17 protein-coding genes and 2 pseudogenes are annotated in these 22,331 nt (G+C 73.8%); 12 read left to right on the plus strand and 7 right to left on the minus strand.

The genetic code is table 11. The annotated features are described in order from the left end of the window. Window positions 1–61: 61 nt before the first annotated feature. The 3 genes from OJ254_RS19160 (at window position 62) to OJ254_RS19170 (ending at window position 3,097) form a co-directional block, all read left to right on the plus strand. Window positions 62–1,108, plus strand: coding sequence for a FecCD family ABC transporter permease (locus tag OJ254_RS19160; protein WP_423836026.1), 1,047 nt, complete (start codon window positions 62–64; stop codon window positions 1,106–1,108). Further along, entirely contained in the window at window positions 1,105–2,172 is a 1,068-nt protein-coding gene (locus tag OJ254_RS19165; protein ID WP_265363300.1) for a FecCD family ABC transporter permease, read from the plus strand. The genes OJ254_RS19160 and OJ254_RS19165 overlap by 4 nt, the downstream gene beginning before the upstream one ends. 73 nt (window positions 2,173–2,245) lie before the next feature. Then, window positions 2,246–3,097 (plus strand): ABC transporter ATP-binding protein, encoded by an 852-nt coding sequence (locus tag OJ254_RS19170; RefSeq protein WP_265363301.1) that lies wholly within the window; start codon window positions 2,246–2,248, stop codon window positions 3,095–3,097. On the opposite strand, the gene OJ254_RS19175 is transcribed toward OJ254_RS19170, so the two are convergent. Then, the gene (locus OJ254_RS19175; protein ID WP_265363302.1) at window positions 3,081–3,428 is read right to left on the minus strand and encodes a sterol-binding protein; all 348 of its coding nucleotides are present in this window, start codon (window positions 3,426–3,428) and stop codon (window positions 3,081–3,083) included. The two genes, OJ254_RS19170 and OJ254_RS19175, sit on opposite strands and share 17 nt — an antisense overlap. A 76-nt stretch (window positions 3,429–3,504) precedes the next feature. Between OJ254_RS19175 and OJ254_RS19180 the strand changes: the two genes are divergently transcribed. The 3 genes from OJ254_RS19180 to OJ254_RS19190 are packed head-to-tail and all read left to right on the plus strand — an operon-like array spanning window position 3,505 to window position 5,598. After that, complete coding sequence (locus tag OJ254_RS19180) at window positions 3,505–3,837, plus strand: hypothetical protein (RefSeq protein ID WP_265363303.1); 333 nt, start codon at window positions 3,505–3,507, stop codon at window positions 3,835–3,837. A 7-nt stretch (window positions 3,838–3,844) separates the two neighbouring features. Further along, a complete protein-coding gene (locus OJ254_RS19185) occupies window positions 3,845–4,660 on the plus strand; it encodes a TlyA family RNA methyltransferase (protein WP_265363304.1) in 816 nt (271 codons plus the stop codon). After that, complete coding sequence (locus OJ254_RS19190) at window positions 4,657–5,598, plus strand: NAD kinase (protein WP_265363305.1); 942 nt, start codon at window positions 4,657–4,659, stop codon at window positions 5,596–5,598. The genes OJ254_RS19185 and OJ254_RS19190 overlap by 4 nt, the downstream gene beginning before the upstream one ends. Window positions 5,599–5,605: 7 nt before the next feature. Here the strand turns inward: OJ254_RS19190 and OJ254_RS19195 are convergent, their stop codons facing one another. The 3 genes from OJ254_RS19195 to OJ254_RS19205 form a co-directional block, all read right to left on the minus strand. Then, complete coding sequence (locus OJ254_RS19195) at window positions 5,606–6,595, minus strand: S41 family peptidase (protein WP_265363306.1); 990 nt, start codon at window positions 6,593–6,595, stop codon at window positions 5,606–5,608. Window positions 6,596–6,696: 101 nt separating this feature from the next. Further along, window positions 6,697–7,080: a hypothetical protein gene (locus tag OJ254_RS19200; protein WP_265363307.1), complete on the minus strand. Its 384-nt coding sequence runs from the start codon at window positions 7,078–7,080 to the stop codon at window positions 6,697–6,699. Window positions 7,081–7,100: 20 nt separating this feature from the next. After that, on the minus strand, window positions 7,101–8,447 hold the full coding sequence (locus tag OJ254_RS19205) for an FtsX-like permease family protein (protein ID WP_265363308.1): 1,347 nt from the start codon (window positions 8,445–8,447) through the stop codon (window positions 7,101–7,103). A 274-nt stretch (window positions 8,448–8,721) separates the two neighbouring features. Between OJ254_RS19205 and recN the strand changes: the two genes are divergently transcribed. The 3 genes from recN to OJ254_RS19220 all read left to right on the plus strand — a co-directional run bounded on the left by recN (window position 8,722) and on the right by OJ254_RS19220 (window position 12,849). Beyond that, entirely contained in the window at window positions 8,722–10,449 is a 1,728-nt protein-coding gene (recN, locus tag OJ254_RS19210) for a DNA repair protein RecN (protein ID WP_265365229.1), read from the plus strand. 103 nt (window positions 10,450–10,552) lie between these two features. Beyond that, window positions 10,553–11,338: a hypothetical protein gene (locus OJ254_RS19215; RefSeq protein ID WP_265363309.1), complete on the plus strand. Its 786-nt coding sequence runs from the start codon at window positions 10,553–10,555 to the stop codon at window positions 11,336–11,338. 356 nt (window positions 11,339–11,694) lie between these two features. After that, on the plus strand, window positions 11,695–12,849 hold the full coding sequence (locus OJ254_RS19220) for a glycosyltransferase family 4 protein (protein WP_265363310.1): 1,155 nt from the start codon (window positions 11,695–11,697) through the stop codon (window positions 12,847–12,849). Window positions 12,850–12,901: 52 nt separating this feature from the next. Here the strand turns inward: OJ254_RS19220 and OJ254_RS19225 are convergent. Both OJ254_RS19225 and OJ254_RS19230 read right to left on the minus strand, forming a co-directional pair. Next, window positions 12,902–14,535: pseudogene (locus OJ254_RS19225) on the minus strand (PucR family transcriptional regulator). Window positions 14,536–14,643: 108 nt separating this feature from the next. Beyond that, complete coding sequence (locus OJ254_RS19230) at window positions 14,644–15,828, minus strand: LacI family DNA-binding transcriptional regulator (protein WP_265363311.1); 1,185 nt, start codon at window positions 15,826–15,828, stop codon at window positions 14,644–14,646. A gap of 387 nt (window positions 15,829–16,215) precedes the next feature. On the opposite strand from OJ254_RS19230, the gene OJ254_RS19235 reads away from it, so the two are divergent. Further along, window positions 16,216–17,109, plus strand: coding sequence for a glycoside hydrolase family 16 protein (locus tag OJ254_RS19235; protein ID WP_423835923.1), 894 nt, complete (start codon window positions 16,216–16,218; stop codon window positions 17,107–17,109). Between the two features lie 187 nt (window positions 17,110–17,296). After that, the gene (locus OJ254_RS19240; RefSeq protein ID WP_423836027.1) at window positions 17,297–18,292 is read left to right on the plus strand and encodes a beta-1,3-glucanase family protein; all 996 of its coding nucleotides are present in this window, start codon (window positions 17,297–17,299) and stop codon (window positions 18,290–18,292) included. Window positions 18,293–18,383: 91 nt separating this feature from the next. Here OJ254_RS19240 and OJ254_RS19245 read toward each other — a convergent pair. After that, window positions 18,384–20,194 (minus strand): annotated as a pseudogene (locus OJ254_RS19245) (glycoside hydrolase family 15 protein). A 447-nt stretch (window positions 20,195–20,641) separates the two neighbouring features. On the opposite strand from OJ254_RS19245, the gene OJ254_RS19250 reads away from it, so the two are divergent. Next, on the plus strand, window positions 20,642–22,297 hold the full coding sequence (locus OJ254_RS19250; RefSeq protein ID WP_265363312.1) for a CTP synthase: 1,656 nt from the start codon (window positions 20,642–20,644) through the stop codon (window positions 22,295–22,297). Window positions 22,298–22,331: the final 34 nt, after the last annotated feature.

A 22,331-nucleotide genomic window follows, 5' to 3' on the forward strand; every position in this document is an offset into this window, starting at 1 on the left:
GCACTTCTCTCTGGGAGGGCCTGCAAGTCGAATGTGAGGGTAGGCTAACCTAACTACCGTGTTGGTCGACAGTCCCCCCGAAGCATCAACGGCCCCGGCCCCCACGGCACCCCGGAAGCGGCACGCCCTGCGCTCCGCGGGACTGCTCGGCTCCGTGGCCGTCCTCGCCGTCGTCGTCGTCCTCGGCATCGCCGTCGGCGCCAAACAGATCCCGCTCGACCAGGTGTGGCACGGGGTGTTCCACTACTCCGGCACCGACACCGACGTGGTCGTGCACGACGTGCGCATCCCCCGCACCCTGCTCGGCCTGATCGCCGGCGCCGCCCTCGGCCTGGCCGGCACCGTCATGCAGGCCCTGACCCGAAATCCCCTGGCGGACCCGGGAGTTCTCGGTATCAACGCCGGCGCCTCGGCCGCCGTCGTCTCCGCCATCAGCCTCTTCGGCATCACCTCCCTCACCGGCTATGTGTGGTTCGCGTTCGCCGGCGCCGCGGTGGTCTCGGTCGCCGTCTACGTCCTCGGTGGCACCCGCAACGCCACCCCGGTACGGCTCGCGCTCGCCGGCACCGCACTGACCGCCGTCCTCGTCGGCTACATCAACGCCGTCAACCTCATGGACACCGCGGCGCTCGACAAGATGCGCTTCTGGACGGTGGGTTCACTGGCCGCCGCCACCATGCCGACCGTCACCCACGTCGCACCCTTCCTGGCCGTCGGCGGCGTCCTCGCGCTCCTGCTCGCCCGCCCGCTCAACGCCATCGCGCTCGGCGACGACCAGGCGCGGGCCCTGGGCGCCCGGCTGACCCGCACCCGGGTCCTGGCGATGGTCGCGGTCACCCTGCTGTGCGGCGGCGCGACCGCCGCCTGCGGCCCGATCGTCTACGTCGGCCTGATGGTTCCGCACGTCGTACGGGCCATCACCGGCCCCGACCTGCGCTGGATCCTGCCGTACTCCGCGGTGCTCTCGCCGGTCCTGCTGCTCGGCGCTGACGTCCTCGGCCGGGTGGCGGCCCGCCCCGGCGAACTCCAGGTCGGCATCGTCACCGCCGTCATCGGCGGACCGGTCTTCATCTATCTCGTACGACGGCGGAGGATGGCCCAGCTGTGAGTGCCACTGTGAAGCCCGCGCAGGGCACGAAGCGCGCGGCGGCGCTGCGCACCAGGGGCGGGCTCTCGCTGCGCCTGGACGTCCGCGCCGCGGTCGTCGGACTGGTGCTGCTGGTCCTCGCGCTGGCCGCCGGCATCGCGCTGATCGGCTCCGGCGACTACCCGATGACGCCGGGCGAGGTGGTCGCCACGCTGACCGGCGGCGGCGACCCCGGCGCCCAGTTCATCGTGCAGGACCTGCGGCTGCCCCGGGTGCTGGTGGGACTGCTGGTCGGCGCCGCGTTCGGGATCGCCGGAGCGGTCTTCCAGACCGTCTCCCGCAATCCGCTCGGCAGCCCGGACGTCCTCGGCTTCGCCCAGGGCTCGTCGGTCGGCGCGCTGATCGCCATCGTCTACTTCCAGGCCGGCACCTTCGCGGTCGCCGCCGGAGCGGTCGCCGGCGGCGTGGCCACCGGACTCGCCATCTTCCTGCTCGCCTGGAAGCGCGGCATCCACGGCTACCGCTTCGTGCTCGTCGGCATCGGGGCCAGCGCCATGCTCTACGCGATGGTCCTCTACCTCATGACCAAGGCCAACATCGTCGAGGCGACCCGGGCCACCACCTGGATGACCGGCTCCCTCAACGGCCGCGACTGGGACCAGGTGGGGCCGCTCGCCGCCGTCTGCGCCGTCCTGATCCCGCTGGTCCTGCTGTACGCGCGGCCGCTGCGGATGCTGGAGATGGGCGACGACGCGGCGTACGCACTGGGCGTACGCGTCGACCGGGTGCGCATCGTCGTGCTGCTGGCCGCGGTCGTGCTGGTCGCGGCGGCCACCGCGGCGGCCGGGCCGATCTCCTTCGTGGCGCTCACCGCGCCCCAGCTCGCCCGCCGGCTGACCCGCTCGCCCGGCCCCAACCTGCTGCCCGCCGCCCTCATGGGCGCCCTGCTGCTGGTCGCCGCCGACTGGGCCTCCCAGCAGCTCTTCGGCGCCGACCAGCTGCCGGTGGGCGTGCTGACCGGTGTCCTCGGCGGCGGCTATCTGCTCTGGCTGCTGGCCACCGAGCGCAAGGCCGGGCGGGTATGAGGCCCCGGCGACCCGGGCCCGGGCACCGACCGCGGCGCGACCACGTCCTCACCACCACCCCAGGAGCTTCGAAGTGAGCCGTCTCACGGCCGAGAACGTCACCCTCGCCTACGACCAGCGGGTCATCGCCGAGAACCTCTCGGTCGCCATTCCCGACCACTCCTTCACGGTCATCGTCGGCCCGAACGCCTGCGGCAAGTCCACGCTGCTGCGCGCCCTGTCCCGGATGCTCCGGCCGAGCGCCGGATCGGTGCTGCTGGACGGCGCGGCGATCTCGTCCCTCCCGGCCAAGAAGGTCGCCAGGACGCTCGGGCTGCTGCCCCAGTCCTCGGTCGCCCCGGACGGCATCACCGTCGCCGACCTCGTGGCGCGCGGCCGCTACCCGCACCAGGGGCTGCTGCGGCAGTGGTCCGGCGAGGACGAGCGGATCGTGACGGAGTCCATGGCGGCCACCGGCGTCGACGGGCTCGCCGACCGCTACGTCGACGAACTGTCCGGCGGCCAGCGCCAGCGGGTCTGGATCGCCATGGCGCTCGCCCAGCAGACCCCGCTCTTCCTCCTCGACGAGCCCACCACCTACCTGGACATCCAGCACCAGATCGAGGTGCTGGACCTGTGTGCCGAGCTGCACGAGGAGCAGGGGCGGACGCTGGTCGCCGTGCTGCACGACCTCAACCACGCCGCCCGCTACGCGACCCACCTCATCGCCATGAAGGACGGCGAGATCATCGCCCAGGGCCCGCCCGCCGACATCGTCACCGCCGACCTGGTCGCCCGGGTCTTCGGGATCGGCTGCCAGGTCATCGACGACCCGGAGACCGGCACGCCGCTGGTCGTGCCCGCGGCCCGGCAGCCCCGCGGGGGCCGGGCGGCGCGGCAGGCAGCCGGCGAGACGGTCGGCAGGGCCGCTACAGCAGCGTCCTGAGACGCAGCAGATCGCGCAGCCCGGCCTCCAGCTTGACCCGGCCGCTGCCCCAGGCCCGGGCGAAGTTCAGCCGGCCGTCCACCAGCGCGACCAGGTCGTCGCCCGTCATGGCCAACCGGATCTCGGCCTTGTCCGGGGGCGGGCCGGGCACGCAGGTCACGTCCTGGATGCTGCCCTGGGCCAGCCGGCCGAGGAACGTCACGTCCAGGTCGGTGATGCGGCAGCTGAGCGAACGGTCCAGCGCTGCGGCGCTGCGGACCTTGCCGTCAGCCGAGGACAGGTTCTGGGCCAGCCGGTCGAGCGCGGCACGGCACTGGTCGAGGGTTGCCATCGCGATCGACGATACGCCAGGTCGCCGGGCGGCCGGTCGGCCCCGGACACCCGCCCGCCGAGGTAGCGTCAAAGGCATGGAACAGTCCACGCCCGGCCCGGAGCCGGAGCCGGAGGCAGCCGGCGGCCCGGAGCAGGCCGGGCCCGCGCGGCCGGCCGGCAGCGACGAGGAGGCGGCGGCCACCGAGGCGGCCGGACCCCGGCCGCTCGGCGTCCCCGTCACCCCCACCGGACAGCCCGCGGTCGACGCCGGACTGCGGCGTCTCGCCGATGCCGACCACCTGCCGGTGGGCGGACACCTGAAGGTGTACGAGGATGTGCACCGCGGGCTCCGCGACGTACTGGCCGGTCTCGACCAGCACCCCGGGCCGCCCGCACCGTCCTCCACGACGCACGACAACAGGAGCTGAACCACAGGTGGCAGGAGTGGCACGACGCCGACTCGACGCGGAGCTGGTGCGCCGCAAGCTGGCCCGCTCGCGCGAGCACGCCAGCCAGCTGATCGCCGCCGGCCGGGTGACCGTCGGCGGCACCACCGCGAGCAAACCGGCCACCCAGGTGGAGACCAGCGCGGCCGTGGTCGTCCGCGCCGACGACAGCGACCCCGACTACGTCTCGCGCGGCGGCCACAAGCTCGCCGGGGCGTTCGCCGCCTTCGTCCCGCACGGCCTGAAGATCGAGGGGCGCCGGGCTCTCGACGCCGGCGCCTCCACCGGCGGCTTCACCGACGTCCTGCTGCGGGCCGGCGCCGGTCATGTCGTCGCCGTCGACGTCGGATACGGCCAGCTCGCCTGGTCGCTGCAGAGCGACGAGCGGGTCACCGTGAAGGACCGCACCAACGTGCGCGAGCTGACGCTCGACCAGATCGACGACCGGCCCGTCGACCTCGTCGTGGGCGACCTCTCGTTCATCCCGCTGGGGCTGGTGCTGCCCGCGCTGGCCGGCTGCGCGGCGCCGGACGCCGACCTGGTGCTCATGGTCAAGCCGCAGTTCGAGGTCGGCAAGGAACGGCTGGGCAGCGGCGGCGTCGTGCGCAGCGCCGCGCTGCGGGCCGAGGCGGTCACGGCCGTCGCGGGCCGGGCGGCGGAACTCGGACTTGGCGTACTTGGAGTAGTTGCGAGCCCGCTGCCTGGACCTTCCGGGAATGTCGAGTACTTTCTGTGGCTGCGCGCCGGGGCGCCTGCACTCGACCCGGCGGATGTCGACCGTGCAGTGGCGGAGGGGCCTCGTTGACCACAACCCAGGCAGTTGAAGGCAGCGCAGCACACGAGAACACCGGAGACCGGCGGACGGTGTTCCTGCTCGCACACACCGGCCGCCCGGCGGCCGTCCGCAGTGCCGAACTCGTCGTCCAGGGGCTGCTGCGCAGCGGCATCGGGGTGCGGGTGCTGGCCGAGGAGGCCGCGGACCTGCCGCTGCCGTCCTCGGTCGAACGCGTCGAACTGGAGCAGTGCGCGGCCGAGGGCTGCGAACTGCTGGTGGTCCTGGGCGGTGACGGGACCCTGCTGCGCGGCGCGGACTTCGCCCGGACGTCCGGCGTCCCGATGCTCGGCGTCAACCTCGGCCGGGTCGGCTTCCTCGCCGAGGCCGAGCGCGACGACCTCGACAAGGTCGTCGACCGGGTCGTCACCCGCGCCTACGAGGTCGAGGAGCGGATGACCCTCGACGTCCTCGTCCGCAACAACGGCAACGTCGTGCACACCGACTGGGCGCTCAACGAGGCCTCGGTGGAGAAGGCCGCGCGCGAGCGGATGCTGGAGGTCGTGACCGAGGTCGACGGCCGGCCGGTCTCCCGCTTCGGCGGCGACGGCGTGGTCTGCGCGACCCCCACCGGCTCGACCGCCTACGCCTTCTCGGCCGGCGGCCCGGTGGTCTGGCCCGAGGTCGAGGCGCTGCTGATGGTCCCCATCAGCGCCCACGCCCTCTTCGCCAAGCCGCTGGTCACCTCGCCGCGCTCGGTCCTGGCCGTCGAGGTCCAGCCCAAGACGCCGCACGGCGTGCTGTGGTGCGACGGCCGCCGCAGCGTCGAACTCCCCGCCGGCGCCCGCGTCGAGGTCCGCCGCGGCGCCGTGCCGGTCCGCCTGGCCCGGCTGCACCACGCCTCCTTCACCGACCGCCTGGTCGCCAAGTTCGCCCTCCCGGTGGCCGGCTGGCGGGGGGCGCCCCACTAGCGGGCGCTCACGACGACCCCGCGAGGAGTGCCCTGGCGCGGGCCAGGGCCGGGTCCCGGTGGGCGGCGAGGTCCGCGTCGGCGAAGACCGGGACCGGTACCGCCGGGGGGATGCCGGCGCCGTCGAAGGTGCGGCCGCCGGCGGTCAGGAACTCCTCGTTGGGCAGCCCGAAGCGCCAGCCGTTCGGCAGGCCGCGGTCCAGGACGTCGGAGAACACGCCCTGGGTGTGCTCCCCGATCCGGGTGGGCGCGGGGGAGCGGCCCATCAGGGCCTGGGTGAAGGTCTCGCCCGCACTGATGGTGAGGCGGCCGGTGAGGAGTGCCACCGGGCCGGTGTAGACCGGCCCGTGGTGCGGCCCGACCCGCACCGGCACGGGCGTGGTGAACCGCGCCGGATCCCGCGGGTCGTTGCGTGCCCGCTTGCGGTAGGCGGAATAGCCGCGGTCGGTCAGCCGGGAGGCGATGCGCAGGCCCAGCGGATCGGCGCCGCCGCCGTTCAGCCGGACGTCGACGATCAGGCCGCGCAGCGCCCCCGGGCCCCGCGTACGGCCCTTCGTGAACACGGCGTCCAGGGCGAGGTCGAGCTCGGCGGCGTCCCCCGCGTAGTCGCCCTTCTTCGTGTACCCGGCGAACTGGGTGACGCGGAAGTAGCCGATACGGCCGGGCAGATCGGCATAGGACAGCTTGCCCTGCGCCCACGAGCGCCGGTGGACGCCGGGACCGAGACCGGCCGCTATCGCTTTGTCGACACGGGTGGTGAATGCCGGGGTGGGCAGGACCGTACCGGGACGTTTCCCCGCGAACCACCGGTCGGGACCGGCGACGACGCGGGTGTGCGCATCGTGCAGCGGCTCGATCATCGCGCGCAGCACCGCGAACAGTTCGGCGTCGGTCGTCCGGGCCGTGATCCGGGGGCGGTAGCGGTCGCGGACCGCCGCCCAGTCGACCTTCTTCGCCCGGAAGAACGGGTAGTTCTCGGCATACGTCCGCCAGAACACGTCGAAGACCGCCCGGGGATCGCGCGACGGGCGTTCGGCGCACCGGGCGGGCAGCGCGGCGATCCGGTGCAGGGCCCGCCGCCCCGCGTTGTCCGCACTCGTCAGCCGGGCACCGCTGGTGCCGTCCGGGCCACCGTCAGCGGCGCCGAGTCCGGCACCGTGAACCGGCTCCGGCCCCGCGCGTCGGGCCCGCCCGCCCGGGTGCCCGTGACGGCCCCCGGCAGACAGCTGACGGCGGTGGTCTCGTACGTCCGCAGGCTGCGGCCCTTGATGGTGACGAGGGTCCCGTAGCCGTCCATCCGCCAGACGCCCTCCAGGGTGCGGCTGGCGGACGCCGGGCGGGAAGCGGTGGCGCCCGGCGCGGCGGCCGGGCCGCCGGCGCAGGCGGTGGCGGCGGTCAGCGCGGTCACCGCCGTCACGGCGGCGAACAGCGCGCGCGTGCCGCGGGGGCGAGGGGAGCGGCCGGGGCCGCGGCGGTCGTTCATCAGATACCTCATCAGGGTGGTCAGGCCGCGGCCAGGGTGCCCGTGGCGCGGCGGCGCAGGGTCAGATGGACCGGCACACCGGTCGCGAGCAGGGCGAGCAGCAGGGTGCCGCCGGCGATCGCGGCGGCCGTCGTCCAGGGCACGTACGGCAGCGCGGCACCGAACGTCCGCCGGAGCACCGGGGCGAGCGTGAGCAGCGCGATGGCCGTGCCGAGAAGCAGGGCGGTGCCCGCGACGACGGCCGCCTCCCAGGCCGCCATCGCCCGCACCTGGCGGCGGTACGAGCCGATCAGCCGCAGCAGCGCCAGCTCGCGGCGGCGCTCGGCGGTGATCACGGCGAGGGTGTTGGCGGCGGCGATGGCGGCGAACCCCGCGTACAGCCCGGTACCGACGTAGTCCAGCCACACCTGGTCGGGCGGGCCGGCGGAACCGGTCCGGTGCTCCGCGGTGGTGTGCAGCGCGATCTTCGTGGTGCCGAACGCCACCACCAGCACCAGCGGCACCACCGCAGCGGAGAACCGGCGGGACTGCGTCGTCACGTTCCGCATCGCCAGCCCGGCCGCGCCGCCCCGGCCGACCAGCCGGGACAGCAGCCACGCCGCCGGGCCCACCAGCCGCGGCCCCAGCAGCGCCACCCCCGCACAGAACAGCAGCAGCACCAGGAACGCGCCCTGGCCGGCCTTCTCGGCGGGCTGGTCGGCCAGCAGCCGGGAGAGCAGCACCCCGCCCGCCGTCGCCAGGAGCCCCAGCGGCAGCCGCAGCGGCCCCAGCCCCCGGCGCCCGGCCGCCGCCTCCGCGAGCGCCCGCGCGGGCCGCAGCCCCGCGAACCGGGCGGCCGCGAGCAGCCCGGCCACCGCCGACGTCACCACCGCGACCGCCAGGCACACCGGCAGCGCCACCCAGCTGAACCGGAAGGCCACCGTGCCGGGGATCAGGCCGCGGGCGACCATGCCGTCGAACCACCAGCGCGCCAGCACCGCGCCCAGCGCACACCCCGCGAGCGCCGCCGGCACGGCCGCCATCACCGCTTGCGCGGCCACCGCCCGCCGGATCTGCCACGGACGCGCACCGACCGCCCGCAGCATCGCGAACTCGCGGTGCTGCTGGGCGACGGCCGTACCCATCGTCGAGGCGACCACGAAGACCGACAGGTAGACCGAGCCGAGGAGCAGCACCAGCGCCATGTCCCCGACACCGTGGGCCGCCATGGTCCGCCGCGCGGCGACCGGGACGCCGTCCGCGCCGGTCGCCGCGAGCATCGTCACCGACGCCCCGACGACCGCGGCGGCGAACAGCGCCGCCACCGCCGTCCCCGCGAACGCCGGCCGGTGACCGCGCAACGCCGCGCGCGCCAATCCGCTGGGCATGAACGCACCTTTCGTTTCGTAACCGTGATCAGGGCGGTCGGACCGGACCTTGACCGAAGCGGCCGTCCCGGACCTGACCTGCGGGGTCGTCCCGGAAGGCCGCGGGGCGACCGTCCCGGAACCGTGATCAGGGTCGCGGCCCGGCGGTACCGGGCACCATGCGGAAACCCTCCGTTTTCGGGTGGGGTTTTCCGCAGTACCGGGCGGACGGGGGAGGGGAGGCCGTCGCGGGGCGCCCCCGGGACCTCGTAAGGTCGTATCCGTGTTGGAGGAGATGCGGATCCGGTCCCTGGGCGTCATTGACGACGCCGTAGTCGAGCTGTCCCCGGGCTTCACGGCGGTGACCGGCGAGACGGGCGCCGGCAAGACCATGGTCGTCACCAGCCTCGGCCTGCTGCTCGGCGGGCGCGCCGACCCCGCCCTGGTGCGGATCGGCGCCAAGTCGGCCGTCGTCGAGGGCAGGATCAGCGTCGGCCCCGAGACCCCGGCCGCGGTACGTGCCGAGGAGGCCGGCGCCGAGCTCGACGACGGCGCCCTGCTGATCAGCCGCACCCTCTCCGCCGAGGGCCGCTCGCGGGCCCACGTCGGCGGCCGCTCCGTACCCGTCGGCCTGCTGGGCGAGTTGGCCGACGACCTGGTCGCCGTGCACGGCCAGACCGACCAGCAGGGCCTGCTCCGCCCCGCCCGGCAGCGCCAGGCCCTGGACCGCTACGCCGGCGACGCGGTCGACGTCCCGCTCGCCAAATACACCGCCGCGCACCGCCGGCTGCGCGCCGTCACGACCGAACTGGACGAGCTGACCACCCGGGCCCGGGAACGCGCCCAGGAAGCCGATCTGCTGCGCTTCGGCCTCGACGAGATCGCCGCGGTCGAACCGCAGCCCGGCGAGGACACCGAACTCGCCGCCGAGGCCGAGCGGCTCGGCCACGCCGAGGCACTCGCCTCCGCCGCGACCGCCGCCCACGCCGCACTGGCCGGCAACCCCGAGGACCCCGAAGGCGTCGAGGCCACCACGCTCGTCGCCGGCGCGCACCGCGCCCTGGAAGCCGTACGCGGCCACGACCCGGAGCTCGCCGGCCTCGCCGACCGCCTCGGGGAGATCGGCATCCTGATGGCCGACGTGGCCGGCGAGCTCGCCGGTTACGCCGACAACCTCGACGCCGACCCGCTGCGGCTCGCCGCGGTCGAGGAGCGCCGCGCCGCCCTGAACCACCTGACCCGCAAATACGGCGAGGACATCGCCGCGGTACTGGCATGGTCGGAGCAGAGCGCCGCCCGGCTCGCCGAACTGGACGGCGACGACGACCGGATCGGCGAACTCACCGCCGAGCGCGACGCACTCCGGGCCGAACTGGGCGAACTCGCCCAGACGTTGACCGATGCCCGCACCGCGTCCGCCCAGCGCTTCGCGGACGCCGTCACCGCCGAACTCGCCGAGCTGGCCATGCCGCACGCCCGGGTGACCGTCGAGATCCGGCAGACCGAGGTGCCCGAGGACGCCGACGGCATCGTGGTCGGCGGCCGCACCGTCGCCTACGGGCCGGCCGGCGCCGACGAGGTAGAACTCCTCCTGGCCCCGCACCCGGGCGCCCCGCCCCGGCCGATCGCCAAGGGGGCGTCCGGCGGTGAACTCTCCCGGGTGATGCTCGCCGTCGAGGTGGTCTTCGCCGGCTCCGACCCCGTGCCGACCTACCTCTTCGACGAGGTCGACGCGGGCGTCGGCGGCAAGGCGGCCGTCGAGGTCGGCCGGCGGCTGGCCCGGCTCGCCAAGTCGGCCCAGGTCGTGGTCGTCACCCACCTCCCGCAGGTCGCCGCCTTCGCCGACCGGCAGCTCCTGGTGGCGAAGACCAACGACGGCTCGGTCACCAGGAGCGGCGTCACGATCCTGGAGGGCGAGGAGCGGGTCCGCGAACTCTCCCGCATGCTCGCCGGACAGGAGGACTCCGAAACGGCCCGCGCCCACGCCGAGGAACTCCTGGAAACGGCCCGCACCGGCCGCTAGGCGCGTCCTCCCGCCCGGCTGCGCTCCCCGGGCCGGCCGGTCCGCTCCCGCGCCCTAGGGTGACGGGAGTTCGAGCCGGCAGGGTGCCGGGCGAGGGAGTGACATGGTGGCGGTGGCAGGCGGCAAGGCGCTCACACGGATCTCGGCGCTGCTGGCGGCGGCAGGGGCGACCCGGGCCGCCTACGGGGCGCTCAGGAGCCGGCCACCGGGCGGCGCCGTCCTGTGGGAGCGCAAGAACCACGCCGGCCGCACCGTCCACCTGCACGCCGGACTCGCCACGGCCACCGGCACGGCCCTCGCCGCGGCCACCGCCCCGGGGCTCACCGCCCGCACCCGGGCGGCAGCCGCGCTGGCCGTACTGGCGGCCGGGGCCTGCGGGGCGTACGACGACGTCTTCGGCGCCGGTGATCCCCGTCGCGGATTCCGGGCCCACCTCTCGGCGCTGCGGAACCGTGAGGTCACCAGCGGGGCGGTGAAGCTGTTCGGCATCGGTGCCGCCGGTCTCGCGGCGGGCGCCCTGGTGAAGGAACGCCCGGCCGACAAGCTCCTGGCGGGCGTGGTCATCGCGGGCTCGGCGCACCTGGTGAACCTCCTGGACGTCCGCCCCGGCCGCGCGGCCGGCGCCGTGGTGGCCCTCGGCGTGCCCGGCCTTCTCCGGAACGGCCCGGCGGGACCGCTGTCCGCCGCCCCCATGGGAGCCGTGGCCGCGGTCGCCCGCGACGACCTGGAGGAACGCACCATGCTCGGCGACGCCGGTGCCCACTCCCTCGGCGCCGCCCTCGGCCTCGCCCTCGCCACCGGCACCACCCGCCCCGCCCTGACGGCCCACGCCGCGGCCCTCGTCGCCGCCACGATCGCCGGGGAGCGCCTCAGCCGGGGCGGCGCGTAGGGGCTGCGCGGCGGAACAAAACGCGTCGTGCGCGCCTCCCGGTGAGGCAGATGGCGCGCTCCGGTGGGCGGCTCACCCGTACGTACCGTCGACCCGCGCGGGCGGATTGTCATCCATGTGGGTGATCTCAAGGGCGCTGGGGTGAGACTTCCCACCGGAACGGCGGGCGGACGATGCCGAATTGACGCCGCCGGACTGGCATCCTGGGCCCGGTGCGCGGTTCCGGGCGCGCTCGCTGCGTCCTGCCGTCTTCCGGTGGGCCGGCCCGCCCGGTGGCGCGCCGCGCAGCGCCCGCACCCAGCGGACCGACCTCACCGGTACGGCCCGTTCCGCCTCGACCCAGGAGTCCCGCACACGTGAGTACCCCGACCTCGACGCACGGTCTGTCACCGCTGCGCACGGTCCAGGTGCTGGGGTACGGCGGCGCCGGCAGCGCGGCCCATGTCCGCTCGCTGGCCGAGGGGCTGGTGGCGCGCGGCGTCCGGGTCACCGTCTGTGCCACCCCGGAATCCGAGGAGGCGTACGACTTCACCGGCGCGGGCGCGCGGTTCGTCCACGTTCCGCCGCGGATGGACCCGGTGAGCGTGGCGACGCTGCGCAGCGCCTGCTGGGACGCCGACCTGGTCCACGCGCACGGCCTGCGGGCCGGGCTGCGCGCCTCGATGGCGCTGCGCGGACTGCGCGGCCCCAGGGGAGGGCGGCGGGTCCCGTTGGTCATCACCTGGCACACGAGTCCGCACACCGAGGGCGCGCGGGCCGGCGTGGTGCACCTGATGGAGCGTCGGGTGGCCCGGGCCGCCGCCGTGGTCCTGGGTGCCTGCTCCGACCTCGTCGACCGGGCCCGCGAGCGGGGTGCGCGCGATGCCCGGCTCGCTCCGGTCGCCATCCCGCGGCCCCGCTCCGGAGGAGCGCCGGCCGAGCCCGAGGAACGCGACCACCTGCGCCACAAGGAGCGGGCCGAACTGGGCGCGACCGGCCGCCCGTTGCTGCTCGCGGTCGGCCGCCTCGGCCCCGGCCAGGGCCACGACCTGCTGCTGGACGCCGCCCACGCCTGGTGTGCGCTCGACCCCCAGCCGCTGCTCGTCATCGCGGGGGAGGGCGTCCAACGGGCCGCGCTGCAGCGCCGGATCGACCTGGAGGAGCTGCCCGTCCAGTTGCTCGGCCGCCGCGACGACGTACCCGAACTCCTCGCCGCCGCCGACCTCGTGGTGCTGCCCAGCAGGTGGGAGGCGCGCTCGCTGATCGCGCAGGAGGCGCTGCGCGCCGGGGTGCCGCTGGTCGCGACCGACACCGGCGGCACCCGCGAACTGGTCGGCCGCGCCGCGGAACTGGTCCCCTACGGAGACGCCGCCGCCCTGGCCCGCAGCGTGCTCGCCCTGCTCGCGGACCCCGACCGCCGGGACGCGCTCGCCGAGGCCGGCCGCATCCAGGCGGCCGGCTGGCCGACCGAGAACGACACCGTGACCCAAGTCCTCAGCGTCTACGACGAGTTGACGCAGCCCCAGTCCTAGCCCTAGCCCTAGTCCTAGTCCTGGCCCTCGCCCTGGCCCACGCGGCCGTGGGCTACGACCGGTCGGTGTGGCGCCTGGCGCGCAGGGCCAGGCGCAGGCCCAGCACGGTCTGCGGATCGTCCAGGTCGGTGCCGAGCAGCTGGGCGATGCGGGCCAGCCGGTCGTAGAGGGTCTGCCGGTTGACGTTCAGATCGCGGGCCGTCTCGGCCTTGCGCCCCGCACTGGCCAGATAGGCCTCCAGCGTCGGCAGCAACGGCTGCCGGGCGCCGCGGTCGTGGGCGAGCAGCGGGCCGATGGCACGGTCCACGAAATCGCTGAGCACACCCTGTTCGCCCTGTTCGCGCATCCGCCACAGCAGCAGCTCGATGTCCAGCCGGCGCGCGTCGTACCAGGGCTGTTCCGGCAGGCCCTGGGCGGCCGCCGCGGCCTCCGCGGCGTGCCGCAGACCGGGGCCGGCCGCCGCCCAGTCACCCGCGGCGCCGACGACGACCACCGGCCGGTGGGCCGTCGGACGGTCCAGCCCCGCGCGGACCACCCCGGCGCGCAGTGCCTCGGCGACGCGGTCGGCGAGCTCCTCGCGCTGCTGGCCGGCGCGCAGCGCCACGAGCATCGGCACCCGGCCCTCCACGGGGCGTACGCCGAGGAGCACCGGCGCCCCGAGGGCGGCGAGTTCCTCGCGCAGGGTCTGGGCGAGCAGCGCCCAGCTGTTGGGGGTGGGGAGGCCGGCCGGTAGCCGCATGACCACCGGAAGGACCGGTTCCGGGCCGGGGCGGAAGCCGAGCAGCCGGGCCTGCGCCGGCGCCTCGGCCGCGGAGATCCGGCCCTCCGCCAGGTCGGCGAGGAAGTCGCCGCGGCCGCGGGCGGCCAGCACTTCCTCCTGGCGGGACTGGAGCATCACGACGGCGAGCAGATCGGCGGCACGTTCCGCGGCGATCCGGTGCACCGGCGCCACGGGGGCGTTGACGGGCAGCAGCACCAGGCGCGCGCGGACCGCGTCGGGGCCGTGCCCGCCACCGGGAACGTCGATCCGGACACCGGAATCGCGCAGGCCCTCCCAGGCCAGCAGCGGGTCCGCGTCGGCGGTCCCCTCCTCGTCGCCGCCGTCCGGGCCCGCGGCGTACAGCGGACTGCCGTCCGGGGCCTCCAGGCAGAGCGGGTTGCCGGTGAAGACGGCCAGCAGCCGCAGCACCTCGGGCGCGCCTCCGCCGCGCAGCAGGACGTCGGTACACCGGCGCAGGATCTGGTCGGCGCGGCGCAGCAGCGCGTAGTGGCTGTTGATGATCTCTGTGTGGATGGCCTCGGTGACCGTGACGTACGGGACCTCGCGGTGCAGCTGGATCAGCGGCAGACCACAGTCCCGTGCGGCGTCCACCAGCGCCGGGGCAGCGATTCGAAACGAGAGCCCAGCTCCACGACGAGAGCGGCGATCTCGCGGTCCGCGAGCTTGCGGATGAAGGCTCGCTGCTCGGACGGCCGGGCGCCCAGTCCGAGACCGGTGGTGAGCAGCAGCTCGCCGCCCTTGAGCAGCGAGGCGATGTGCGGCACCTCGCCCGCGTGCACCCAGCGCACCGCGCGGTCCAGCCGGTCCCCGCCGGCCAGCACCTCCGGCAGCCCGCGCCGCAGCGCGGGCAGCTCCAGCGCCCTGCGTACCGTGATCTCGGCTTCGATTTTTGCTTCCGGCCCCATGCCGACGAACGGTACCCGCAGTCCGCTATCCGGAGCCTCTCCGTCCGAGGTCGGGGGCTGCGGGACGAGGGCGACGTCCGGGCGGCGCCCCGCCCCGGGACGGCCCCCTCACGTCGACTCCCGCACCACCAACCGTGCCTCCGTGATCACCGGCGCCAGCTCCGGCGCCGCCGCCGCGCCACCCGCCCCGGTCCCACGATCCGCACTGCTCCCAAGAGCCGCGCCACCTCCAAGGTCCGCCCCGCTCCCGCGACCCGCGCCCTCCGCGAGCTCCGCGCCGTCGTCGTCCCCGGCCCCCGGACCCCGCGTACCCCCCGCCCGCCGCGTATCCAGCAGTCGCAGCAGCAGCCGGGCCATCAGCCGGCCCATCTCCTCCACGTCCTGCCGCACCGTGGTCAGCGGCGGGTCCGCCCAGGCCGCCGGTTCCAGGTCGTCGTAACCGACCACCGCGACATCGTCCGGGACCCGCCGCCCCCGCGCCCGCAGGGTCCGCAGGGCGCCGTTCGCCATCAGGTCGGAGGACACGAAGACGGCGTCCAGGTCCGGCGCCGCGTCCAGCAGGGTGGCCATGGCGCGCTCGCCGCCCTCCGCCGTGAAACAGCCGTCCGCGATCAGCCGCGGATCGGGCTCGCTCGCGCCCAGTGCCTCCAGATAGCCGTCGAGCCGGTCCACCGCCGACGTCTGGTCGAGCGGGCCGGTGATCACCGCGATCCGCCGGCGGCCGCGGTCGAGGAGGTGGCGTACGGCCTGCCGGGCACCGTCGCGGTTGTCCGTGTCGACGTACAGCGGCCGCGGCGCGCGGTCGGCGCCCGTCCAGCCGGGCCGGCCGCCGTACACCGTGGGCAGTCCGGCGCGCTCGGCCATGGCGGGCAGCGGGTCGTCGCGGTGCAGCGAGAACATCAGCGCGCCGTCGACATGGCCCCCCGCCAGATAGCGGCCGATGCGGTCGTAGTCGGCGCGGTGCTCGACGAACATCAGCAGGAGCTGGGTGTCGGCGGCGGCCAGTTCCCGGCTGATGCCCCGTAGTTGGCGGCCGAAGAAGGGGTCGGTGAAGACCCGGGCCTCCGGTTCCGCGATGACCACGGCGACCGCTCCGGTGCGGCGGGTGACCAGGGTGCGGGCCGCGCTGTTCGGTACGTATCCCAGCTCGTGAACCGCCTGGCGGACCCGTTCCTGGACCGCCTCCCGTACGCCCGCACCGCCGTTGACCACGCGGGACACCGTGGCGCGGGAGACGCCGGCGCGCGCCGCGACCGCCTCCAGCGTGGGTCGCCCACCGTTCGGCTCAGGCACGTTCCAACTCCTTTTTCGACTCGGTGACTTGACGGTGTGCCGTCGAGTCGGCAGGGTGCACGGAGGACGCCATGAGAGCGCTCTCAAGCGCGGTGTCCCCACGATTACCCCCCCCGAACTCCTCACTACCCCCCACTGTTCCCGAGGAGAGAATGTCATGAGCATGAAGAAGAGGGCGGTGCTCTTCGCCATGAGCGCCGCACTCGTCAGCACCTGCTCGCTCGCCCTCGCCCTCCCCACCGCCTCCGCGGGGAAGCGGCTCCGGCGACCGGCACCGCCCACCCGCCGAGCACGGACCGCACGACGAGCACCGCACGCACGGCGAGCACCGCACGCACGACGAGCAGCGACCGCACCGCGAACGCCGCGACGACCGCCTTCCAGGAAGTGTGGCGTACGGACTTCGACGGCGCTGCCGGATCACGCCCCTCCAGCGACGACTGGATCACCGACACCGGTACCGGCTACCCCGGCGGCCCCGCCAACTGGGGCACCGGCGAACGCGAGACGTACACCGACCGCCCCGAGAACCTCCAGCTCGACGGCGCCGGCCACCTCAAGATCACCGCACTGAAGGACGGCGCCACCTGGACCTCGGCCCGCGTCGAGACCCGGCGCACCGACTTCGCCGCCCCGGCCGGCGGCAAGCTCCGCATCGAGGCGAGCATCCGGATGCCCGACGTCACCGGTGACGCCGCGCTCGGCTACTGGCCCGCCTTCTGGACACTGGGTGCCGACTACCGCGGCAACTACCAGAACTGGCCGGGCATCGGCGAGTTCGACCTCATGGAGAACGTCAACGGCATCAACAAGGTCTGGGGCACGCTGCACTGCGGCGTCAACCCCGGCGGGCCGTGCAACGAGACCCAGGGCAAGGGCAGCTCCCGCGAGTGCCCCGGCAGCGCCTGCCAGGCCGGCTTCCACACGTACGCGCTGGAGCTGGACCGCGCCAACGGCGCCGCGGAGTCGCTGAACTGGTATGTCGACGGGCAGAAGTTCCACACCGTGACGTCGGCCGAGATGGACGCCGGCACCTGGGCGAAGGCCACCCACCACGGCCACTTCCTGCTGCTCAACCTCGCGATGGGCGGGGCGTTCCCGGACGGCGTCGCGGGCCGGGCGACACCCACCGAGGCCACCCGCCCCGGCGGCTCGCTCCTCGTCGACCACATCGCGGTCTCCGTCCAGCAGCCCGCAACAGCGGCCACCCGTACGGACCGTGAGCCCGCCCCCGCCGCCGCCGACCGGCACCCCGCCGCCCCGCAAGGAGCCACCCCGTGATCACTCGACGTACCCTGCTCGGCGGACTCGCCGCCGGCGCCGCCACCGCCTCCGGCCTCACCCTGGCCGGCCGCGCCCTCGGGTCCCCTCTGGAGGCACGGACGACCTCGGGGCAAAAACGGCGGCGGGGGCGGTCCCCCTGCGCATCCTCAACAATTCGGGGGCGTACGGGAATTCCTCGGTGTGGGTGTACATCGTGGGGAATGACGGGGCGCAGCAGGTGTGGGTCGGGCCGGACGGGGGACGGAGGCCGGTGGCGCTCGGCGACAACGGGCCGGACGGGTACACCGATTACGCCATCCCGCTCGCCGCGAGCGGGACCACGACCGTCCCCCTGCCGCAGATGTCCGGCCGGATCTACGTCGCGCTGGGCAGCAAGCTCAAGTTCAAGGCCGTCAAGGACGGCAACGGCAAGCCCGCGCTCGCCTACCCGGCGGGCTGGGTCTCCGGTGACCCCAACTACGACGTCCTCCACGACTGCGCCGAGTTCACCCACAACTCCGGCGGGCTGTACTGCAACACCACCATGGTCGACATGTTCAGCGTGCCGCTCGCCATCAAGCTCTCCGGCGCCAAGGAGCAGACCACCGGCACCCTCAAGGACGGCGCCCGCGCCCGCGTCTTCGCCGACGTCAAGGCCGCCGAGGGCTTCGGCCGGCTGGTCATCGGCGACAAGCGGGTGATCGCCCCCGGGCACGGACTCGACAGCGGCCTGTTCGCCAAGGACTACCTCGCCCCCGCCATCGACGAGGCCTGGTCCGCCTACGCGGCCAAGGACCTGACCGTCACCACCAACGCCGGAACCTTCACCGGCCGGGTCAGCGGCGGCAAACTCACCTTCCAAGGCCCCGGCACCGTGTCCTTCGACAAGCCGTCCACCCGCGACGTCCTCTTCTGCGACGGCACCCTGGCCGCCCCCAACGACGGCACCCTCGGACCGGTGGCCGCCGTCCTGGGCGCGGCCCTCAACCGCTCCACCCTGATCTCCCAGGCGCACCAGCCCACGACCGACCCCGCCGCCTTCTACCGGCAGCGGCTGACCAACCACTACGCCAAGGCCATGCACGCCGCCACCCAGGACGGCCGGGCCTACGGCTTCGCCTTCGACGACGTCGCCGGCTTCGCCTCGTACATCGAGGACAGCGCCCCGAAGGAGATCACGCTCACCCTGACCCCCTTCTGACGCACCCGGCCGTCCCGGTCTCCCGGCCCACACGCCGCGGCCGCCCCCGGAACACTCCCGGGGGCGGCCGCGGCGTACACCACCGGCGGACTCAGCCGCCGTACGCCCCGCTCGCCGTCAGCCGCAGCGCGGTGTCGATCAGCGGAACGTGGCTGAACGCCTGCGGGAAGTTGCCCACCTGGCGCTTGGCCTTGGGGTCCCACTCCTCCGCCAGCAGCCCGAGGTCGTTGCGGAGCGAGAGCAGCTTCTCGAAGAGCTTGCGGGCCTCGTCGACCCGGCCGATCATCGCGAGGTCGTCCGCGAGCCAGAACGAGCAGGCCAGGAAGGCACCTTCCTCGCCCTCCAGGCCGTCCACGCCGAGTTCGCCCTGGCCGGCCGTCGGGTACCGCAGCACGAAGCCGTCCTCGGTGGTCAGCTCGCGCTGGATCGCCTCGATCGTGCCGATGACGCGCTTGTCGTCCGGCGGCAGGAACCCGACCTGCGGGATCAGCAGCAGCGAGGCGTCCAGCTCCTGCGAGCCGTAGGACTGGGTGAAGGTGTTGCGCTCCTTGTCGTAACCCTTCTCGCAGACGTCCCGGTGGATCGTCTCGCGCAGGTCCTTCCAGCGCTCCAACGGGCCGTCGACGTCCCGGACTCGATCAGCTTGACCGTGCGGTCCACCGCGACCCAGGTCATCACCTTGGAGTGGACGAAGTGCCGGCGCGGACCGCGGACCTCCCAGATGCCCTCGTCCGGCTCGTCCCAGTGCTTCTCCACCCACTGGATCAGCTTGAGCTGGAGCAGCGAGGCGTAGTCGTTGCGGGCCAGGCCGGTCATGTGCGCCAGGTGCAGGGCCTCGGTGACCTCGCCGTAGACGTCGAGCTGGAGCTGGCCCGCGGCGCCGTTGCCGACCCGCACCGGACGCGAATTCTCGTACCCGGGAAGCCAGTTGAGCTCGTTCTCGCCGAGCTCGCGCTCACCGGCGATGCCGTACATGATCTGCAGGTTGTCCGGGTCGCCGGCCACCGCCCGCAGCAGCCACTCCCGCCACGCCCGGGCCTCTTCGCGGTAGCCGGTACGCAGCAGCGAGGAGAGGGTGATCGCGGCGTCCCGGAGCCAGGTGAAGCGGTAGTCCCAGTTGCGGACGCCGCCGATGCACTCGGGCAGCGAGGTGGTCGGCGCGGCGACGATCCCGCCGGTCGGCGCGTACGTCAGCGCCTTCAGCGTGATCAGCGAGCGCACCACGGCGTCGCGGTAGGGGCCGTGGTACGTGCAGTGCTCGACCCACTCGCGCCAGAACTCCTCGGTGGCCTCCAGCGACCCCTCCGGGTCCGCCACGGCCGGCGGCTGGTGGTGCGAGGGCTGCCAGCTGATCGTGAACGCGATCCGCTCGCCCGGCGAGACGGTGAAGTCGGAGAAGGTCGTCAGGTCCTTCCCGTACGTCTCGACCTCGGTGTCCAGCCATACGGAGTCCGGGCCGGCGACCGCGACGGTCCGCTCGTCGATCTTGTGCACCCAGGGCACCACCCAGCCGTACGCGAAGCGCATCCGCAGCTCCGAACGCATCGGCACACGGCCGCTGACGCCCTCCACGATGCGGATCACCTGCGGTGCGCCGTCCCGCGGCGGCATGAAGTCGATCACCCGGACGGTACCGCGCGGGGTGTCCCACTCGGATTCCAGCACGAGTGAATCGCCCCGGTAGCGGCGGCGGTCGGCGGGCTGCGGCCCGTCCTCGGAACCGGTCACCGGCCCCATCCGCCAGTAGCCGTTCTCCTCTGTGCCCAGCAGCCCTGCGAAGACCGCCGGCGAGTCGAAGCGGGGCAGGCACAGCCAATCGACCGTCCCGTCCCTGCACACTAGAGCGGCGGTCTGCATATCGCCGATAAGTGCGTAGTCCTCGATGCGCCCGGCCACGTGCATCTCCCGTCGAACTGGAGTCACGCCCCCCATGGGACGTTGTGATCTGTCCGTCCTGCCCATGAAACGTCGCCGAGCAGCGGGACCGGAAATCGGGCTGGGGTGGTGCCTTACCGGATGGCTCGTTGCGAGTGTCCGAGCAGGATACGACGCACGCGGGTGATCCGCGCGACGCTCGCGACGAGTGAAGTGCTCCGAACGGGTGGCCTCCGTCACGTGACAGCGTCAACCCTGTTCGTCACGCATCGTGACGGGGAGGGGTCGCACGAGGTTCCGGTGCGTGGCCGGGCGCGACCATGCCCGGGCGCTGATAGCCTGGTACCCCGTGGACCGGTGGGCCCCGGCAACATGTCACGGCACCCCGACCGCAGCGACGGCACCCCTCACAGACGCGGGACGGCGCCGCTTCGCACCTCTCCACCTCGCGACCACGGGAGCTCCCTCTTGGCCATGCCAGCCAAATCCACGACGACCAAGCACCTCTTCGTCACCGGGGGCGTCGCCTCCTCGCTCGGCAAGGGGCTCACGGCCTCCAGCCTGGGTGCTCTCCTCAAGGCGCGGGGCCTGCGGGTCACGATGCAGAAGCTCGACCCGTACCTCAACGTCGACCCCGGAACGATGAACCCGTTCCAGCACGGCGAGGTGTTCGTCACCAACGACGGCGCCGAGACCGACCTGGACATCGGCCACTACGAGCGGTTCCTCGACGTCGACCTCGACGGCTCGGCGAACGTGACCACCGGCCAGGTCTACAACACCGTGATCGCCAAGGAGCGCCGCGGTGAGTACCTCGGCGACACCGTGCAGGTCATCCCGCACATCACCAACGAGATCAAGCACCGCATCCGGCGGATGGCGACCGAGGACGTCGACGTCGTGATCACCGAGGTCGGCGGCACCGTCGGCGACATCGAGTCGCTGCCGTTCCTGGAGACGGTCCGCCAGGTCCGCCACGAGGTCGGCCGGGACAACGTCTTCGTCGTGCACATCTCGCTGCTGCCGTACATCGGCCCGTCCGGCGAGCTCAAGACCAAGCCGACCCAGCACTCGGTCGCGGCGCTGCGCAACATCGGTATCCAGCCCGACGCGATCGTGCTGCGCGCCGACCGCGAGGTGCCCACCGCCATCAAGCGGAAGATCTCGCTGATGTGCGACGTCGACGAGGCCGCGGTCGTCGCCGCGATCGACGCCCCGTCGATCTACGACATCCCCAAGGTCCTGCACGCCGAGGGCCTGGACGCCTACGTCGTGCGCAAGCTCGACCTGCCGTTCCGCGACGTGGACTGGACCCAGTGGGCCGATCTGCTGGAGCGCGTCCACAACCCCGACCACGAGGTCAAGGTCGCGCTGGTCGGCAAGTACATCGACCTGCCGGACGCCTACCTCTCGGTCACCGAGGCGCTGCGGGCCGGCGGCTTCGCCAACAAGGCCCGGGTCAAGATCAAGTGGGTCACCTCGGACGACTGCAAGACGCCCGCGGGCGCCGCCGAGCAGCTCTCCGACTGCGACGCGATCTGCATCCCGGGCGGCTTCGGCGACCGCGGTGTGGACGGCAAGGTCGGCGCGATCACCTACGCCCGCGAGAACAAGCTGCCGCTGCTCGGCCTGTGCCTGGGCCTGCAGTGCGTGGTCATCGAGGCGGCCCGCAACCTGGCCGGCATCGAGGGCGCCAACTCCACCGAGTTCGACCCGGCGACCGCCCACCCGGTCATCTCCACGATGGCCGAGCAGCTGGACATCGTCGCAGGTGAGGGCGACATGGGCGGCACGATGCGGCTGGGCATGTACCCCGCCAAGCTCGCCGAGGGCTCCATCGTCCGCGAGGTCTACGGCGACCAGGGGTACGTCGAGGAGCGCCACCGCCACCGCTACGAGGTCAACAACGCCTACCGCGGTGAGCTGGAGAAGAAGGCCGGGCTGCAGTTCTCCGGCACCTCCCCGGACAACAAGCTCGTCGAGTACGTCGAGTACCCGCGCGAGACCCACCCCTACCTCGTCGCCACCCAGGCGCACCCGGAGCTCCGCTCCCGCCCGACCCGCCCGCACCCGCTCTTCGCCGGGCTGGTGAAGGCCGCGGTCGCGCGCAAGACGGGCGCCGCGAAGTAGCACCCACCTGCCGGTTACGGTTGCCGGGGTACGG

Origin of the sequence: Streptomyces endophytica (assembly GCF_026153355.1) — a bacterium.
Taxonomy (GTDB): domain Bacteria; phylum Actinomycetota; class Actinomycetes; order Streptomycetales; family Streptomycetaceae; genus Streptomyces; species Streptomyces endophytica.

Coding starts and splice junctions, on each gene's coding strand:
- OJ254_RS19175 (WP_265363302.1), bottom strand. CDS start 3,428: ATGGCAACCCTCGACCAGTGCCGTGCCGCGCTCGACCGGCTGGCCCAG.
- OJ254_RS19180 (WP_265363303.1), top strand. CDS start 3,505: ATGGAACAGTCCACGCCCGGCCCGGAGCCGGAGCCGGAGGCAGCCGGC.
- OJ254_RS19200 (WP_265363307.1), bottom strand. CDS start 7,080: ATGAACGACCGCCGCGGCCCCGGCCGCTCCCCTCGCCCCCGCGGCACG.
- OJ254_RS19205 (WP_265363308.1), bottom strand. CDS start 8,447: ATGCCCAGCGGATTGGCGCGCGCGGCGTTGCGCGGTCACCGGCCGGCG.
- recN (WP_265365229.1), top strand. CDS start 8,722: ATGCGGATCCGGTCCCTGGGCGTCATTGACGACGCCGTAGTCGAGCTG.
- OJ254_RS19215 (WP_265363309.1), top strand. CDS start 10,553: ATGGTGGCGGTGGCAGGCGGCAAGGCGCTCACACGGATCTCGGCGCTG.
- OJ254_RS19250 (WP_265363312.1), top strand. CDS start 20,642: ATGCCAGCCAAATCCACGACGACCAAGCACCTCTTCGTCACCGGGGGC.